The organism is Mycobacterium sp. NBC_00419, from assembly GCF_036023875.1.
Classification (GTDB): Bacteria; Actinomycetota; Actinomycetes; order Mycobacteriales; family Mycobacteriaceae; genus Mycobacterium.
Genome location: NZ_CP107931.1, coordinates 331861 through 346561 on the forward strand (window position 1 = coordinate 331861; position 14701 = coordinate 346561).

Sequence of the window (14701 nt, forward strand, 5' to 3'; positions counted from 1 at the left end):
CTACTCGGCAGAGCCGAGTGCGTCGAGGCGATCCTGAACCCGTGCCAGTGCCTCGTCGAACACCTCGACCTTTTCGCTGCGCTTCTCGTTGGCAGGCTGGGCGGCGCCGCGCGCACTTTCGGCTTCGACGCGGGCTGCGCCCTCGCGGCGCAGGAGGCTGAAGTTCTTGTCACGGGCCCGCCGGAGCTGGCTGAGCAGATCCTTCAGGGCCTTCTCGTCTAGGCGCGCCAAGGCCTCGGGATGGGATTTGCCGATCAGCGTGTTTTCTTCGGCGGTCAGGTTCACGTGTGTGCTCACCGTTGATTTATAGCGTGTGCCCCATTGCGGGCGGGATACCGGGACGGACGAATCGAGTCGGTGCCCGGCGGTAACGTGCTGACGGTGACCGCCAGCCAGGACGACATCGGGCATCACAAGCCGATGTGGCTGCGGATCGCCCAGTTCCCGCTGCTGCGCCTGGCCGTGTTGGGCGCCGCGATGTTCTGCATGCTGGGCGTCAGCAACATGTTCCTGGGAGATGCGGCGGGCAATCCGCTGCTGCAGATCGCAATCGTCATCGGCTGGTCGGCGGTCGGATTCGCCATCTACGTGGGGTTGGTCCGCCTGATCGAGCGCCGTCCGGTCACCGAACTGACGCTACCCGGGATGGGCCGGGAACTCGGCATCGGACTTCTCGTCGGCGCCGGGCTCTACACCGCCTGCATCGTCGTCCTCATGATGTTGGGCAACTACACGATCGACGGGCTCAATCCCGTGTCCTACATGCTGGCGGCGATTCCCATGGCGCTGAGCTCGGGCATCTTCGAAGAGCTGCTGTTTCGCGGGGTGTTGTTCCGCATCGTCGAGGAGTGGCTGGGCAGCTGGATCTCGCTGGTCGTGTCGTCGCTGGTGTTCGGCCTCGTTCACCTGATGAACCCGAGCGCGACGCTGCTGGGCGCCATCTTCATCAGCGCCGAAGCCGGCATCCTGCTCGCCGCCGCCTACATGCTGACCCGGCGGCTGTGGATGAGCATGGGCTTCCACATCGCGTGGAACTACACCCAGTCGGGCGTCTTCTCGGGCATCGTGTCGGGCGGTGACACCGACCCGGGCCTGGTCAAGCCGGTCATCGACGGCCCCGCGCTGCTGACCGGCGGCACCTTCGGCGTCGAGGCCTCGGTCATCGCGTTCCTGCTGTGCACGACGACGGGCGTCATCCTGCTGATCATGGCGGTGCGGCGCGGCCATGTCGTGGCGCCGTCGTGGAAGCAGAAGGGCTGAGGCGGCAGGCAGCCGATGTGACTGTCGCTGCGTGCACCAACCGACCAGACGCGTCGCCGGTCTGGCTATGTACTCGACGCCCTGCCGGACTTGCCACTGGCGGCACCGCCGGAGTTGGTAGCCCCGGCGGATTTGATGTTCACGCCGCTGCCGGATTGAGCAGTGTTCTTGCCGGTGCCGAGAAGATTCCCGGCCACGGCGAACGGTCCGGTGGTTGCAGTCGCGCTGTTGCCTTTGCCGAAGACGTTGAAGGCATGGCTCAGACCCGGGTGCGACAGCGCAGTCCCAGCGTTGACGAGCGCGCTGTTGTCCGAGCCGCCGAAGTTGTTCGCGAAGTTCGCCACACCGACAGCAGCGGCCTGGTTGCGGGTACCGACGTTGTTGGACATGTCGAGCAGTCCAACGGCAGCGCTCCGGTTAAGGGTGACGTTGTCGCCGCTGCCGATGTTGATCGCAACGTTGCCGAAGCCGGCCGTACCGAAAGTGCCTCCGGCGGAGCTGTTTGCGTTATCGCAGAGGCTCACTGCGACGTTGGCAACGTCATCGGTGGTGGTGCCTGCGCTGGCCGCAGTGTTGCTGCCCAGCGTTGACGCCACGTTGAGAACGCCATTGGTGCTCGCGTGCACATTGTTGCCAACCGCGACGGCCGAACTGAGCGCACCGTCGGTGAAGCGGAACTCCCAGTAGCAGCGGCCGATACGGCTGATCGACCAGGTGGGAACGAGATCGAACAAGTCGCAGTCGCGGCCGGCGCAGCGGTGAACGGCGCGCACGACTACTTCACGGCTGGCGACGCGGACGCGGTAAGGGGTATGGGCGTCGGTGCGGGACACGGCGGTCTCCTCGGGTAGTGCAGCCCCCGCCGAGCCCACGGTCGTTCCGCGGGGCGGGGGCTACGGCATGAGCGGCAGGCCGCCGGCCGAGAAGTGCACGTGCATGGGCGCGGAGGGTACTCGGCGGGGGTGACGTTCCGGCTACCGTGCCTGGCTGCCGGACCCTCGGCGAATGAGCATGTGATCCACCGTCGGCGATCCCCGCGCATCGATACGATCAGCGCTTACCGGTACAGAAGGGGGCACGGCGTGGCGAGAGAAGTGGGCAACTCGATAGGGCTCGGGTTCGGCAACGGCGCCGTGATCGACTACGGCGACTACATCGAGTACCGGCAGACGGGGAAGCTGCTGCCCGCGTTCCGTGTGACGGTCGCCGACATCACCGGGTTCTCGGTGCGCAAGGTGACGCGCGACGACAAGAAGCGTCTCGGTGCTTCTGGGCTGCAGCAGGTGTTCGTCGTCCAGGGCTCGGGCACAGTCCTCGCGGAGGCCGCCGTGAGCTATGGAACCGCCCAGAAGATCGAGCAGGTTCTGCGCGCGCATCCGCGGTTCGGGGGCAACGCGCGTCAGGCGGTCCCCGCCGCTGCCGCACCTGCTGCTGCACCTGCCGCCTCCACCTCGTGGGTGGACGAACTAACCAAGCTGGCGGCGCTACGGGACGCCGGCGCGTTGACGCCGGAAGAGTTCGAGACCGCCAAGCGCAAGCTCATCGGCTGAGTCAGATGCTGCCGAAGTTGCGACCCGAACAGGTCTTCCCCCCGACCGTGCGCGGAGTACACGGTGCATCTCGGTGCCAACAACAAACGGCCGCGTTTTTTTCACCGCTCTGTGGAACCTGCACAACGACGCGAAGACCAACGCCAACGCCGCGGCGCGCCACATCGACGCAGCGCTCGACGCACCCGCCCGCGACGGCTCCGTGAGGATCGCGCCCTTGGACCTGCGCGTCGAGCCGCACGCCGGCGTCGAGAAGGCGGAGTCGATGTACAAGGCCCGCACCGCCATCGGCCTGGACGTCGAATACGTTTCGCTGTTCTCGATCGTCGCCGCGTGGAGCCACGAGTTCGTTGGCGAGAACATCGACGGGTTCGTCCTCGATGTGAACGGGTAGCGCCACCCTCCAGACACCACTGTGGCCTAGCCGCGAATCTGCCAGTGGCACAGTGTGTTCGGAGTCAGCTTGGGATGTTGATGAAGAGCGAATCGCCCTTCCTCTCGAGTGAGGACTCGGCCGCCATCGAAACGACGAGAGCCGCCTGATCGTTGAGCGTGAAGGTCCCACCGCGTCGGTGTTTGCGGCGGAAGTTCTTCCACTTCTTCCACACCGCGAGCTCCGCCACCATGACCGCGTCAACCCCCGCCGCCCAGCCGGGTTCATTCATCACGTTGGCCAAGGCTCCGGCGACCTCGTACGGCACACGTGCCGTCGGCTTGTCCGCCGGCAGACCGGCCTCTTGCCGGGTGTAGAAGTTGTTGAGCGCCTCGCACGAATACCCGATGACGAGCTGCGTATCGACCGCAGCGCTATCCAGAATCCTGAGGCGGTCGAGTAGATAGGCGCCGAGCGCGTCAGCCTCAGCGAATGCCGAAGCCTGCGCCGTGTGCATCCCGGCCCGCGTCCGCGCATAGTGATGGAACGCCGCAGGGTCCGTGAGGATGTCGGTAACCATCAGCAGGTCGGTGAGCGATACGACCCAGGTGGGACGGTTGACGTTGCCGGCCACCGCCAGACCTCCCGAGGCGAACGGGTCGATCCGCTCGAACGTGGCGATGATCGCTGTGCCGCCCGAGACGGCGTCCGGAAGGGGCTGTTTCGACTTCCCGTTCTCCGTGGGCGCGAACGTGCGGCCGCCTTCATCGAGGACGTAGGTCAGGGCGCGGTGGGTCTGGTCCAACGCCTTGCCAAGGATCGTCTCGATCTTCGAGTCAACCCGGAGCGGGGCGCCGCGCCGTCCAGGTTCGGTCAGTGCGATCGCCTTGGCTTCGACCACCAGGGGCCACTCGGACGCGACGAGAGTGTCGATCTCGCCGTGCTGGCCCGAAGCGGGATCGTAGTGCTGCGTCAAGTGCACGTTGGACACGCCGAACACCTTCTCGAGCGCACTGGCGACGAGGCGCTCGTGCGCGTCCTGGCGGTGCTTGAAGTACTTCTGTGAGTCGAAGCCGTTGCGCTTGGGTTCCGCGGCGAGGCGGTGGTGGATGATCGCCGACATCGACCACGGGTCCGGAACGAGGTAGGTGCCGTCGTCGAGCTTGATGCAGGGGTGGGTGCGTGCCCGGTTCGAGTCGCCGGGCACGCGGAACTCTGGTTGGCAGCCGTACTCCGTCGAGAAGAACTCCAGCATCGCCGAGGCCTGTTCCACGGCGATGCCGGTGCTGGCAGCGACGTCCTCGGGCTTCCACAGCGTGATCGCATCGAACGCTCTGCGCATCGCTTCGCCCGCCTCGGGACTCGGCCCGCCGCTATTCAACGCATCGGCCATACCGTCGAGCGCCGCTGACAGCATGCGGCTAGTCGATCGCGTGTGAAGCCGAGTCGCCCGGATGACGTCCGCGGGGTCGAAGCCGAGTCCGCTCACGTAGTAGTTGCGGTGTCGCCCGAAGACCTCCGCGTCCACTTGCTCGAGATGCACTGCGTAACCAGGCATCCGGTCCGCCTGGTACTCCAACCGCAGCTGCTGCAGCAGCAGCTCACGTTCCGCAGCGGTGGCGCTTGCGATCTCGATGGACTCGGTGAACATGCGCACCTGGTCGGCTTCGAAGATATCGCTAATCAGCTGACTCACCCGTTGCGTGACCTCAGCGGGGGTGTCAGCGGCGCCACCGGGATCCACGGACAGTGCGACACCCACGAGGTATTCGATTTTCGCCGCCCACGTCGATGTGGCGTCGCCGTCGGCGAGACTCTCACCGCCGGTGAACGTGACCGCCATCGCGGGCACCGCCACAGAGTTGATGAGCTGAGTGAGGTCGCGGCCGACCATCAGCCCGCGGAGTTCTTCGACCATAGCGGGCACATCAGCCGCATCTGCCTGGAGCGCCTCCACGATCTCGGTCAGGATCGCGTCCCGTTCCGGCCCCGGCGGCAGGGACGTTCTCACTACTCCGGACTCGGAAGTCGCGGTCTCGTACAGCGCGTCGGAATCGAAGGGGCGAGCATGCGGGAATCCGCCGAGTCGAGGCATGATGCGATCGTAGAAGTGTCGTCCGACAAGTAGATGCGGTCGGCTTCGCGGGTGTCGCTCCCCGGTCCACGACACAGCTGCGCCCCAGCCGAGATAGCCGAGATAGCCGAGGGCACAGTGCGTGCAGGTCCGATCAACCCGCGGCCACCGCACCGAGCAGCCGCTCCCTCACCCCGGCCGGCACCCCGAGCAGCGCGGCTACCTGCTCCCGCACGGACTCGAACAGGGCGCCGTCCCACATCGCGTATAGGCCCCGCGCGATGCGACACCTATACGCGTCGCACGGCCGCTCACCGGGATCAGCTACTCGTCCGCACCCCGGGGCAGATGCACACGCACCCGGCATATGGAGGCTCCGGCTGGATCCGCGCGAGCAGTTCCCGGCACGCGGCGGCCGCCGGACCGGGCGTGCTCGGGTGTTTGGCGCGCGATCGGGCGGACGTCCACGTCGCACGCTCCGTCTCCATGGCATCTGCTCCCAGGCACTGTGGCACCCAGTTGGTCAAGCATGCCTTCTCCATGGCCGACAGCGCCCGACGCGCGCAGCCTGGAGGGCGGCAACCCCCGGTTCACCGAGGCTGTCCAGCACTCGTCCGCCGTAGAGCCGCAGCCATCAGGCCTGAGCCTGCTCCCAAGTGCATGGTGCCCCGCATCCCGTTCAGCGGCGGACGCACCAGACCGCACCCACCCGGACTTCTGCGCACCGAAATGTACTTAACTCCAATCGGGTTCAAAATGGCGGGTCACACCATGGATCCGACCCGAGCGGAACATGAACAAACCGCCTGTGAACAGGCGGTTTAGATGTCGGGCTGACAGTGTGGTGTTTCAGGACATCGGAATAGGGTGTCGCAAGACATCGGAATAGGTGGATCGGCCAGTTTCAGCTGGTGTCGAAAGCGCGCCTGGTCATCACCGCTGTTCTCGTCGAGGGTCGTTCACAGTCGCAGGTCGCCCGGGACTACGGGGTCTCCCAAGGCTGGGTCTCACGGCTACTCAAGCGCTACGCCGCCGAGGGCGAGGCGGCCTTTCAACCCCGCTCACGACGACCCCACACCAGCCCAACCCGACTACCGCAGACCACCATCGACCCCATCGTGGCGCTGCGCACCGAACTGGCGGGCAAAGGACTCGACAACGGGCCCCACACCATCGCCTGGCACCTCGAACACCACCACCAGATGATCGTGTCGCCCGCCTCGATCAGCCGCCACCTCGCCGCGGCCGGCCTTGTCGAACCCAGCCCACACAAACGACCCAAATCGTCCTACATCCGCTTTGCCGCCGAACAACCCAACGAACGCTGGCAAGCCGACTTCACCCACTGGTGGCTGCGCAATGGCAGCCACGTCGAAATCCTCTGCTGGCTCGACGACCACTCCCGCTACGCGCTCTCGGTCACCGCCCACCATCGCGTCACCGCCCTCATCGTGGTCACCGAATTCCGCAAAGCCCATGAACTCCATGGTGTTCCGTACTCCACCCTCACCGACAACGGCATGGTCTTCACCACCCGCTTCGCCGGCGGCAAAGGAGGACGCAACCTCTACGAAGCAGAACTACGCCGCCTGGGCGTGCACCAGATCAACTCCACCCCCAACCACCCCACCACCTGCGGCAAGGTCGAACGCTTCCACCAAACCCTCAAAAAAGCACTCACCAGCCAACCCCGCGCCACCACCATCACCGAGCTGCAAACCCAACTCGATGCCGTCGTCGACGAATACAACCACCGCCGCCCTCATCGCTCCCTACCCCACAGAGCAACACCGGCCACCATCTACACCAACCGCCCCAAAGCCGACCCAGCAACCCGCATCGACACCCACAACCGCGTCCGCACCGACCGCGTCGACCAAGCCGGATCCATCACCCTGCGCGTCAACGGCCGCCTGCACCACATCGGCGTCGGCCGCATCCACTACCGAACCCGCGTCCTGATCCTCGTCCAAGACCTCAACATCAGAATCATCAACGCCGCCACCGGAGAAACGCTGCGCGACTTCACCCTCGACCCCACCAGGGACTACCAACCCACCGGCGCCCCCAAAGGCCCCAAACGGAAAAAACCGCGGACCTAAAGTAGGTCCGCGGCTATTCCGATGTCCTGCGACATCACAAATGTCGGGCTGACAGGATTTGAACCTGCGACCACTTGACCCCCAGTCAAGTGCGCTACCAAGCTGCGCCACAGCCCGCGGCGCTGCCGGGATCGCCGGCAGCAGGACGAAAGACTACCGCAAGCCCACCCGCAGACCCGAATCCGGGCACCGGTGTCTCATACCGACAGCAGCCGGTAGAGCCCAATGAGGCCGACCACCACGATCACCGCCCGCAGCACGTTCGGCGAGAGCCGCCGCCCGTAGTGCGCACCGAGCCACCCGCCGATCAGCGAGCCCAGCGCGATCAGCCCGGCTGCCGCCCAGCTGATCCGGTCGAACGCCACCACCGTGTAAGCGACCGCGGCGACGATGTTCACCAACAGCGACAGCAGGTTCTTGGCCGCGTTCATCCGCTGCATGTCCTCGGGCAACAGCGCCCCCATCACACCCATCAGCAAGATGCCCTGCGCGGCGGTGAAGTACCCGCCGTAGACACCCACCGCGAACGTCCCGGCCACCAGGGCGGTCATCCGCGCCGCCGAGACGTGCTCGACCGAGCGGCCCGCCTGCTCGGCGCGCCGGCGCGCATAGGCCTGGATCCGCGGACCGAGGACCACCAGAACCAGCGCGCCGATCAGCAGCACCGGCACCACCTGGATGAAGACCTTCTCCGGCAGATGCAGCAGCAGGTACGCACCGACACCCGCACCGGTCAGCGAAGCCGGGATCTGCCAGCGCAGCCGGGACCACTGCCCGGTCAGCTCCCGGCGATACCCCCAGGTGCCCGACACCCCACCGGCGACCAACCCGATCGCATTGGACATCGTCGCCGTCACCGGCGGATAGCCCAGCGTCACCAGGGTCGGGAAGGTGATCAACGTGCCGGAGCCGACGAGCGAGTTGATCGCACCCGCCCCCATACCGGCCAGGGCGATCAGGATCATGTGGGCCACGGACACCCGACAACCCTATGGGCCACACCTGCCCGCCCCGAACCTCACCCCGGCGAAGCCTGCGAAAGCTGTTCGCGCCCAACCAACACCCGTAGCCTCGACACCATGAGCGACTCCCCCAACCCCGTGCCGACCACCGACGACGCACTCGCCGCCCTCGACATGCCCCTGCTCGAAGCGATGATGACCCAGCGCGCGGTGCGCCGCGTGCGCCCCGATCCGGTCGACGACGCCATCGTCCTGAAATGCATCGAACTCGCGCTGCGCGCCCCCACCGGGTCCAACGGCCAGAACTGGGAGTTCATCGTCGTCAAGGACCAGCACACCAAAGACCAACTCGCCAAGCGCTATCGCCAGCCGTGGGCTATCTACCACAAGATCGGCCAGCGCAAGATTGCCGGCGACGAGTCGATGCAGAAGATCATGCGGGCCGTGCAGTGGCAGGTGGAGCACTTCAGCGAGATACCGGTGCTGGTCATCCCGTGCCTGCGCGGCGGCCGGCCGCCCTATGTGCCGGAACCGTTCGTCGCCGAGACGTCGTTCTTCGGCTCCATCTACCCGAGCGTGCAGAACCTTCTGCTGGCCGCCCGCGCAATGGGCCTGGGGGCGTCGCTGATCACCATGCCGCTGTGGAACCTGACCTCGGCCCGCAAGATCCTGGGCCTACCGCTGAACGTCACCCCGGTGTGTGTGGTGCCACTCGGCTGGCCCAAGGGCCGCTACGGACCGACCACGCGCAAACCCGTCGAACAGGTGGTGCACCTCGACAGCTACGGAAAACGGGCCTGGCTCAACGCCTAACGGCTCAGCCGTGGCCGTGTGCCCCACCGCCACCGCCGCTACCGCCGCCCGGATGCGCATTCCATCCTGGCTCGGCGACTTCGGCTTCGGTCAGGTTGTCTGAGGTATCCGGGAGGATGGTGGGAGCACAGTCCATCGAGAAGCTGTCCTCCTGATCGGTCTCCTGGCAGGCCAGCACATGCGGCGCGGGCGCAGAGAACACCTCGGCCACGACCACACCGGCGGGAACCCCCGCGAGAACCAGGGCAGCAATGCCCGCCACAGCAAACCTCATATTGGCAATCTACTGTGCGATCGCCACCAGAACCCTCCGAACGGGTGATTCAGCGCGGCTTGAGCTTGCGCTTCTCCCGAACCCGCACGTTGACGCGGATCGGGCTGCCCTCGAAACCGAACGTCTCGCGCAGCCGGCGCTCCAGGAATCGCCGGTAGCCGGCCTCCAGGAAACCTGTCGTGAACAGCACGAACGTCGGCGGCCGCGCGGTGGCCTGGGTGGCGAACAGGATCCGGGGCTGCTTGCCGCCGCGTACCGGCGGCGGGTTGGCGGCGATGATCTCCTTGACCCAGGTGTTGAGCTGGCCGGTCGAGATGCGCTTGTCCCACGACTCCAGCGCGGTCTCCATCGCCGGCACCAGCTTCTGCACCGACCGGCCGGTCATCGCCGAGATGTTCACCCGCGGCGCCCACTGCAACTGCGCCAACTGCAGGTCGATCTCCCGGTCCAGCAGCCAGCGCCGGTCCTCGTCGACCAGATCCCATTTGTTGAACGCCAGCACCAGCGCGCGGCCCGCTTCGATCACCATCGTCAGCACCCGCTGGTCCTGCTCGGTCAGCGGCTGCGACGCGTCGACCAACACCACCACCACTTCGGCGGAGTCGATCGCGCTGTGCGTGCGCACCGAGGCGTAGAACTCGTGCCCGCTGGCCTGACCGACCTTGCGGCGTAGCCCGGCAGTGTCGACGAAACGCCATATCCTGCCGTCTAATTCGATCAGCGAGTCCACCGGATCGACGGTGGTTCCGGCGACGTCGTGCACCACTGAGCGTTGCGCGCCGGCCAGACGGTTGAGCAACGAACTCTTGCCGACGTTGGGCTTGCCGACCAGCGCCACCCGGCGCGGACCGCCCGGGGCGGCAGCGACTTCGGAGGCCTCGGGCAGCGCTTCGAGGACGTCGTCGAGAAGGTCGGCCACCCCGCGGCCGTGCATGGCGCTGATGCCGTGCGGCTCGCCGAGTCCCAGCGACCACAGCGCGGCGGCCTCGGCTTCCATCTTCTCGTTGTCGACCTTGTTGGCCGCCAGGAAAACCGGCTTGCCGGAGCGGCGCAGGATCCTGACCGCCGCCTCGTCACCCGTGGTGGCGCCGACGACCGCGTCGACGACGAAGATGATCGCGTCGGCGGTCTGCATCGCCACCGAGGCCTGCTCGGCCACCAACTGCTGAAGGCCCTTGGCATCGGGCTCCCACCCGCCGGTGTCCTGCACGACGAAACGCCGCCCGGTCCAGGATGCGTCGTAGGACACCCGGTCACGGGTCACTCCGGGAATGTCCTGGACGACAGCTTCGCGCCGGCCCAGGATCCGGTTCACCAGCGTCGACTTGCCGACGTTGGGCCTGCCGATCACCGCAACCACCGGTGGCGGGCCGCCGCCCTCGTTGGAGTCCTCGTCGAAACCGTCCTCGCCGACTTCCCATTCACTCTCGTCGGTCCACGTGCCGTCCTGGGTCATCGCATCGCTCCGCTTCGCTGTTCGACCAGCTCAACGAGGTGGGTTACCACCTCGGACTGGGTCATGTCACTGGTGTCGACGATCAGCGCATCCTCGGCGGGCCTAAGCGGCGACACCGCGCGGGTGGAGTCCAGGTGGTCGCGGCGGCGCACATCGGCCAACACGGTCTCATAGTCGTCGGCCAGGCCGGCCCCGACGTTCTGTTCGTTGCGCCGCCGGGCCCGGGTCTCGGCCGAGGCGGTGAGGAAGATCTTCACGTCCGCATCGGGCAGCACGACGGTGCCGATGTCACGGCCTTCGACCACGACACTGTCGGCGCCGCTGGCCAGTTCACGTTGCAACGCCACCAGTCGTTCCCGCACCTGCGGCACCGCCGACACCGCGGACACCGCGCGGGTCACCGCATCACCGCGGATCTCGGCCGAAACATCCTCGGCGCCAAGGTAAGCACGATCGACCTCGGGGTCGTATCCCACCGACAGCGGCACGTCGGAGGCCGCGGCGATCGCTACGGGGTCCTGGAGGTCGACCGCGTCCCGCAGCATCGCCAGCGTCACAATCCGGTACATCGCCCCCGTGTCGAGGTAGCGGGCACCCAGGGCGCGCGCCAAACCCCTTGACACCGAGGACTTTCCGGTACCGGCTGGCCCGTCGACCGCCACCACCACAGGACTCACAGACCGACCGCCTTGTACAGATCGCCGACTTCCTTGCGGGTCAGCGCCCGCAGGCTGCCCGGCCGCTGATCGCCGAGCGTGACCGAGCCGAGCTCGGTGCGCACCAGCGACTCCACCGGATACCCCACCTCCGCCAGCAGTCGGCGCACTAGCCGCTTGCGGCCTTCGTGCAGCGTCAGCCGCACCAGCGTCTTACCGGGCACCGCATCGACCACCGCGAAGTCGTCGACGGACGCCGGGCCGTCCTCGAGTGCGACTCCAGCGCGCAGGGCCTTACCCAAACCCCTTGGCACCGAACCAGTCACGGTCGCCAGATAGGTCTTGGGCACCTCGTAGGACGGGTGCATCAGCCGGTGTGCCAATTCACCGTCGTTGGTCAGCAGCAGCAGCCCCTCGGTGTCGGCATCCAGGCGCCCGACGTGGAAGAGCTTCTTGTTGCCACGCACCCGGTGCTCGACCAGATCACCGATACACGGGCGGCCCCGGTCGTCGGACATCGTCGAGTGCATCCCCAACGGCTTGTTGAGCGCCAGGTACACCATGGAGTCGTCGAGCACGACCCGGGCACCGTCCACCCGGATCTCGGCGCTGTCGGTGTCCACCCGGGTGCCCAACTCGGTGACGATTCGCCCGTCGACTTCGACGCGGCCGTCGAGGATCATCCGCTCGGCGACCCGACGCGACGCAATTCCGGCCTGCGACAACACTTTCTGCAGCCGTACGCCCTCGGTGTCAGCCATCGGTGTCCACATCGAATGCAATGCGCTCGCCATTGGACTGCCCGACGCCGGCGAGCTTGGCGAAGCGAGGCTCACTGTCCAGGGTTTCACTCAAATCGTCGATCACATCCACATCCGGTAGCAGCGGGGCGATATCGGGCAGGTCGGTCAGCGAGCTCAGGCCCAGGCGCTCCAGGAACAGCTCGGTGGTGGCGAACGTCGTCGCACCGCTGTCCTCGTCGGCCCCCGCCTCGGTGATCAGCCCGCGCGCGACCAATGTCCGTATCACCGCGTCGACGTTGACCCCACGCACGGCGCTGACCCGCGCCCGCGTCACCGGCTGCCGGTAGGCCACCACCGCGAGCGTCTCCAGCGCGGCACGCGTCAGCTTCGAGCGTGACCCGTCGAGCAGCAGCCGCTCCACAAAGGGGGCGTATCGCGCGCGGGTGTACAGCCGCCAGCCGCCGCCAGCCTCACGCAGGTCGAACCCACTGTCGCGCTCGGCCAGCTCGGCGGCCATCGCGGCGAGTTTCGCACTGATACGGTCCAGCGGCTCCTCGGTCACCGAAGCCAGGGTCTGGGCGCTGACCGGGGTGTCGACGACCAACAACAGTGCCTCGAGCACCCGGGTCAACTCGTCGTCGTCCAATTCGGCATTGGCGACGTCGATACCCGGGTCTAGATCGGGTACTTCGTCGGTCATGATGGCTTTACTCTTCTTCCCACTCGGCTTTGACCAGCTCTTCATTCACCAGCCGGTCTCCGGTCCACGAAACTTGGAGCACACCAAGCGGTTCTGACTGCTCGAATGCTACCGTCCGGGCCCGGAACAGTTCGAGCAGCGCCAAGAACCGCCCGACGATCAACATCGGCTCGTTACAGTCGGCGACCAGTTCCTTGAACGAGGCCCACTGCCCCACCCCGCGCTGCTCCAGGAATTCCAGCAGCCGCTCGGCCTGCTCGGGGACCGACACCTGCGGCACGTGCAGGTGGTCGGTGCGCACCACAGGCACCGGCCGCGGCGTGAACACCGCGGCCGCGATCTGGGCGAAACTCGCGGCGTCAACACCAAGCATCACTTCCGGCAGCAGGTCGCTGAACCGGTCCTCGATGGTGACCGCCCTGGGGTAGCTGCGCAGGGCAGCGGCCTCCAGTTCGGCGAACATCTCCGCGACATGCTTGAACGCCCGGTACTGCAGCAGGCGCGCGAACAACAGGTCGCGCACCTCCAGCAGCGCCAGATCCTCCTCGTCGTGCACCTCACCTGAGGGCAGCAGCCGGGCGGCCTTGAGGTCGAGCAGGGTGGCCGCGATCACCAGGAAGGCGGTGGTCTCGTCGAGTTCCAGCTTGGGCCCGATCTCCTTGGTGTAGGAGATGAATTCGTCGGTGACCTGATGCAGCGCCACCTCGGTGACGTCGAGGCGGTGCGCGAAGATCAGCTGCAGCAGCAGATCGAACGGGCCCTCGAAGTTGGACAGCCGGACGCGGAATCCGCCCTTCTCGGGCGCGGGCTCGGCGCTCACTTGCCGAATCGGTCGATGACCTCGCGGGCCAGCGATCGATATGCCTGTGCACCAGCCGATTTCGGGGCCCACGTGGTGATGGGCTCGCCGGCGACACTGGTCTCGGGGAAGCGCACGGTCCGGGTGATCACGGTGTCGAACACCAGATCGCCGAAGCGCTCCATCACCCGCGCCATCACCTCACGCGCGTTGACGGTGCGGGTGTCGAAGCGGGTGATCAGGATTCCGCTGATCGACAACCGCGGGTTGAGCCGGTCGCGGACCTTGTCGACGGTGTCGGTCAGCAGCGCCAGACCGCGCAGCGAGAAGTACTCGCATTCGGTGGGGATGATCACCCCGTCCGAACACGCCAGGGCGTTGACCGTGAGCAGACCCAGCGACGGCTGGCAGTCGATCAGGATGTAGTCGTAGCGGTCGATCACCGGGTACAGGGCCCGAGCCAGGGTCTGCTCCCGGCCGACTTCGTTGACCAGCTGGATCTCCGCCGCCGACAGGTCGATGTTGCTGGGTACCAGATCCAGCCCCTTGACCCGGGTGTGGATCAGCACGTCGTCGATGCTCACCCGCGGCTCGATCATCAGGTTGTGCACGGTCTGGGCCAGCTCGTAGTGCGGCACCCCCAGGCCCGCCGACAGCGCACCCTGCGGGTCCAGGTCGACCAGCAGCACCCGGCGGCCGTACTCGGCCAGCGCCGCTCCGAGGTTGATCGTCGAGGTGGTCTTGCCGACGCCACCCTTCTGGTTACACATGGAAATCACCCGGGCCGGACCGTGGGAGGTCAGCGGGGCGGGATCGGGAATGGTGCGGGGCGGGCGGCCGGTGAGACCGATCGGTGCGTCGTCATCTGCCTCGTCGGTCACGCCCAAGCCCCCCGGATCAGGCACATCGGCGGCGTGAACATCGGCGCAAGTCTAGCCA

The 14701-nt window shown here is 66.7% G+C and carries 16 protein-coding genes and 1 tRNA gene; 5 read left to right on the plus strand and 12 right to left on the minus strand.

Going from position 1 to position 14701, the window contains the following annotated elements; genetic code table 11:
- Positions 1–297, minus strand: a complete 297-nt coding sequence (locus tag OG976_RS01625; RefSeq protein ID WP_328356999.1) for a hypothetical protein — start codon at positions 295–297, stop codon at positions 1–3.
- 84 nt (positions 298–381) lie between these two features.
- Here OG976_RS01625 and OG976_RS01630 point away from each other — a divergent pair, with 84 nt between their 5' ends.
- The gene (locus OG976_RS01630) at positions 382–1260 is read left to right on the plus strand and encodes a CPBP family intramembrane glutamic endopeptidase (RefSeq protein WP_328357002.1); all 879 of its coding nucleotides are present in this window, start codon (positions 382–384) and stop codon (positions 1258–1260) included.
- A gap of 65 nt (positions 1261–1325) precedes the next feature.
- Here the strand turns inward: OG976_RS01630 and OG976_RS01635 are convergent, their stop codons facing one another.
- Positions 1326–2093: a hypothetical protein gene (locus OG976_RS01635; RefSeq protein WP_328357005.1), complete on the minus strand. Its 768-nt coding sequence runs from the start codon at positions 2091–2093 to the stop codon at positions 1326–1328.
- A gap of 249 nt (positions 2094–2342) precedes the next feature.
- On the opposite strand from OG976_RS01635, the gene OG976_RS01640 reads away from it, so the two are divergent.
- The gene (locus OG976_RS01640; RefSeq protein WP_328357008.1) at positions 2343–2810 is read left to right on the plus strand and encodes an SHOCT domain-containing protein; all 468 of its coding nucleotides are present in this window, start codon (positions 2343–2345) and stop codon (positions 2808–2810) included.
- A gap of 73 nt (positions 2811–2883) precedes the next feature.
- Entirely contained in the window at positions 2884–3204 is a 321-nt protein-coding gene (locus OG976_RS01645) for a hypothetical protein (RefSeq protein WP_328357011.1), read from the plus strand.
- Between the two features lie 64 nt (positions 3205–3268).
- Here the strand turns inward: OG976_RS01645 and OG976_RS01650 are convergent, their stop codons facing one another.
- Positions 3269–5140 carry a hypothetical protein gene (locus tag OG976_RS01650; protein WP_328357014.1) on the minus strand — a complete coding sequence of 624 codons (1872 nt, stop codon included), beginning with the start codon at positions 5138–5140 and terminating at the stop codon, positions 3269–3271.
- A 1028-nt stretch (positions 5141–6168) separates the two neighbouring features.
- Here OG976_RS01650 and OG976_RS01655 point away from each other — a divergent pair.
- On the plus strand, positions 6169–7359 hold the full coding sequence (locus OG976_RS01655) for an IS481 family transposase (RefSeq protein ID WP_328357017.1): 1191 nt from the start codon (positions 6169–6171) through the stop codon (positions 7357–7359).
- Between the two features lie 43 nt (positions 7360–7402).
- On the opposite strand, the gene OG976_RS01660 is transcribed toward OG976_RS01655, so the two are convergent.
- Positions 7403–7476, minus strand: a tRNA-Pro gene (locus tag OG976_RS01660).
- 80 nt (positions 7477–7556) lie between these two features.
- Entirely contained in the window at positions 7557–8324 is a 768-nt protein-coding gene (locus OG976_RS01665) for a sulfite exporter TauE/SafE family protein (RefSeq protein ID WP_442930485.1), read from the minus strand.
- Between the two features lie 114 nt (positions 8325–8438).
- On the opposite strand from OG976_RS01665, the gene OG976_RS01670 reads away from it, so the two are divergent.
- Positions 8439–9134 (plus strand): nitroreductase family protein, encoded by a 696-nt coding sequence (locus OG976_RS01670; protein WP_328357023.1) that lies wholly within the window; start codon positions 8439–8441, stop codon positions 9132–9134.
- Positions 9135–9138: 4 nt separating this feature from the next.
- Here OG976_RS01670 and OG976_RS01675 read toward each other — a convergent pair whose 3' ends face one another.
- Genes OG976_RS01675 through OG976_RS01705 form a run of 7 tightly spaced genes read right to left on the minus strand, consistent with a single transcriptional unit; the run spans position 9139 to position 14643 of the window.
- Positions 9139–9408: a hypothetical protein gene (locus OG976_RS01675; protein WP_328357026.1), complete on the minus strand. Its 270-nt coding sequence runs from the start codon at positions 9406–9408 to the stop codon at positions 9139–9141.
- A gap of 49 nt (positions 9409–9457) precedes the next feature.
- Complete coding sequence (gene der / locus OG976_RS01680; protein WP_328357029.1) at positions 9458–10864, minus strand: ribosome biogenesis GTPase Der; 1407 nt, start codon at positions 10862–10864, stop codon at positions 9458–9460.
- Positions 10861–11541, minus strand: a complete 681-nt coding sequence (cmk, locus tag OG976_RS01685) for a (d)CMP kinase (protein ID WP_328357031.1) — start codon at positions 11539–11541, stop codon at positions 10861–10863. The genes der and cmk overlap by 4 nt, the downstream gene beginning before the upstream one ends.
- Positions 11538–12281: a pseudouridine synthase gene (locus OG976_RS01690; RefSeq protein WP_328357034.1), complete on the minus strand. Its 744-nt coding sequence runs from the start codon at positions 12279–12281 to the stop codon at positions 11538–11540. The genes cmk and OG976_RS01690 overlap by 4 nt, the downstream gene beginning before the upstream one ends.
- On the minus strand, positions 12274–12963 hold the full coding sequence (scpB, locus tag OG976_RS01695; RefSeq protein WP_328357037.1) for an SMC-Scp complex subunit ScpB: 690 nt from the start codon (positions 12961–12963) through the stop codon (positions 12274–12276). Before scpB ends, OG976_RS01690 begins: the two co-directional genes overlap by 8 nt.
- Positions 12964–12970: 7 nt before the next feature.
- The gene (locus OG976_RS01700) at positions 12971–13792 is read right to left on the minus strand and encodes a segregation/condensation protein A (protein ID WP_328363040.1); all 822 of its coding nucleotides are present in this window, start codon (positions 13790–13792) and stop codon (positions 12971–12973) included.
- Positions 13780–14643 (minus strand): ParA family protein, encoded by an 864-nt coding sequence (locus OG976_RS01705; protein ID WP_328357040.1) that lies wholly within the window; start codon positions 14641–14643, stop codon positions 13780–13782. Before OG976_RS01705 ends, OG976_RS01700 begins: the two co-directional genes overlap by 13 nt.
- Positions 14644–14701 lie beyond the last annotated feature (58 nt).

Coding starts and splice junctions, on each gene's coding strand:
- OG976_RS01665 (WP_442930485.1), bottom strand. CDS start 8,324: ATGATCCTGATCGCCCTGGCCGGTATGGGGGCGGGTGCGATCAACTCG.
- der (WP_328357029.1), bottom strand. CDS start 10,864: ATGACCCAGGACGGCACGTGGACCGACGAGAGTGAATGGGAAGTCGGC.
- OG976_RS01670 (WP_328357023.1), top strand. CDS start 8,439: ATGAGCGACTCCCCCAACCCCGTGCCGACCACCGACGACGCACTCGCC.
- OG976_RS01675 (WP_328357026.1), bottom strand. CDS start 9,408: ATGAGGTTTGCTGTGGCGGGCATTGCTGCCCTGGTTCTCGCGGGGGTT.
- OG976_RS01690 (WP_328357034.1), bottom strand. CDS start 12,281: ATGGCTGACACCGAGGGCGTACGGCTGCAGAAAGTGTTGTCGCAGGCC.
- scpB (WP_328357037.1), bottom strand. CDS start 12,963: ATGACCGACGAAGTACCCGATCTAGACCCGGGTATCGACGTCGCCAAT.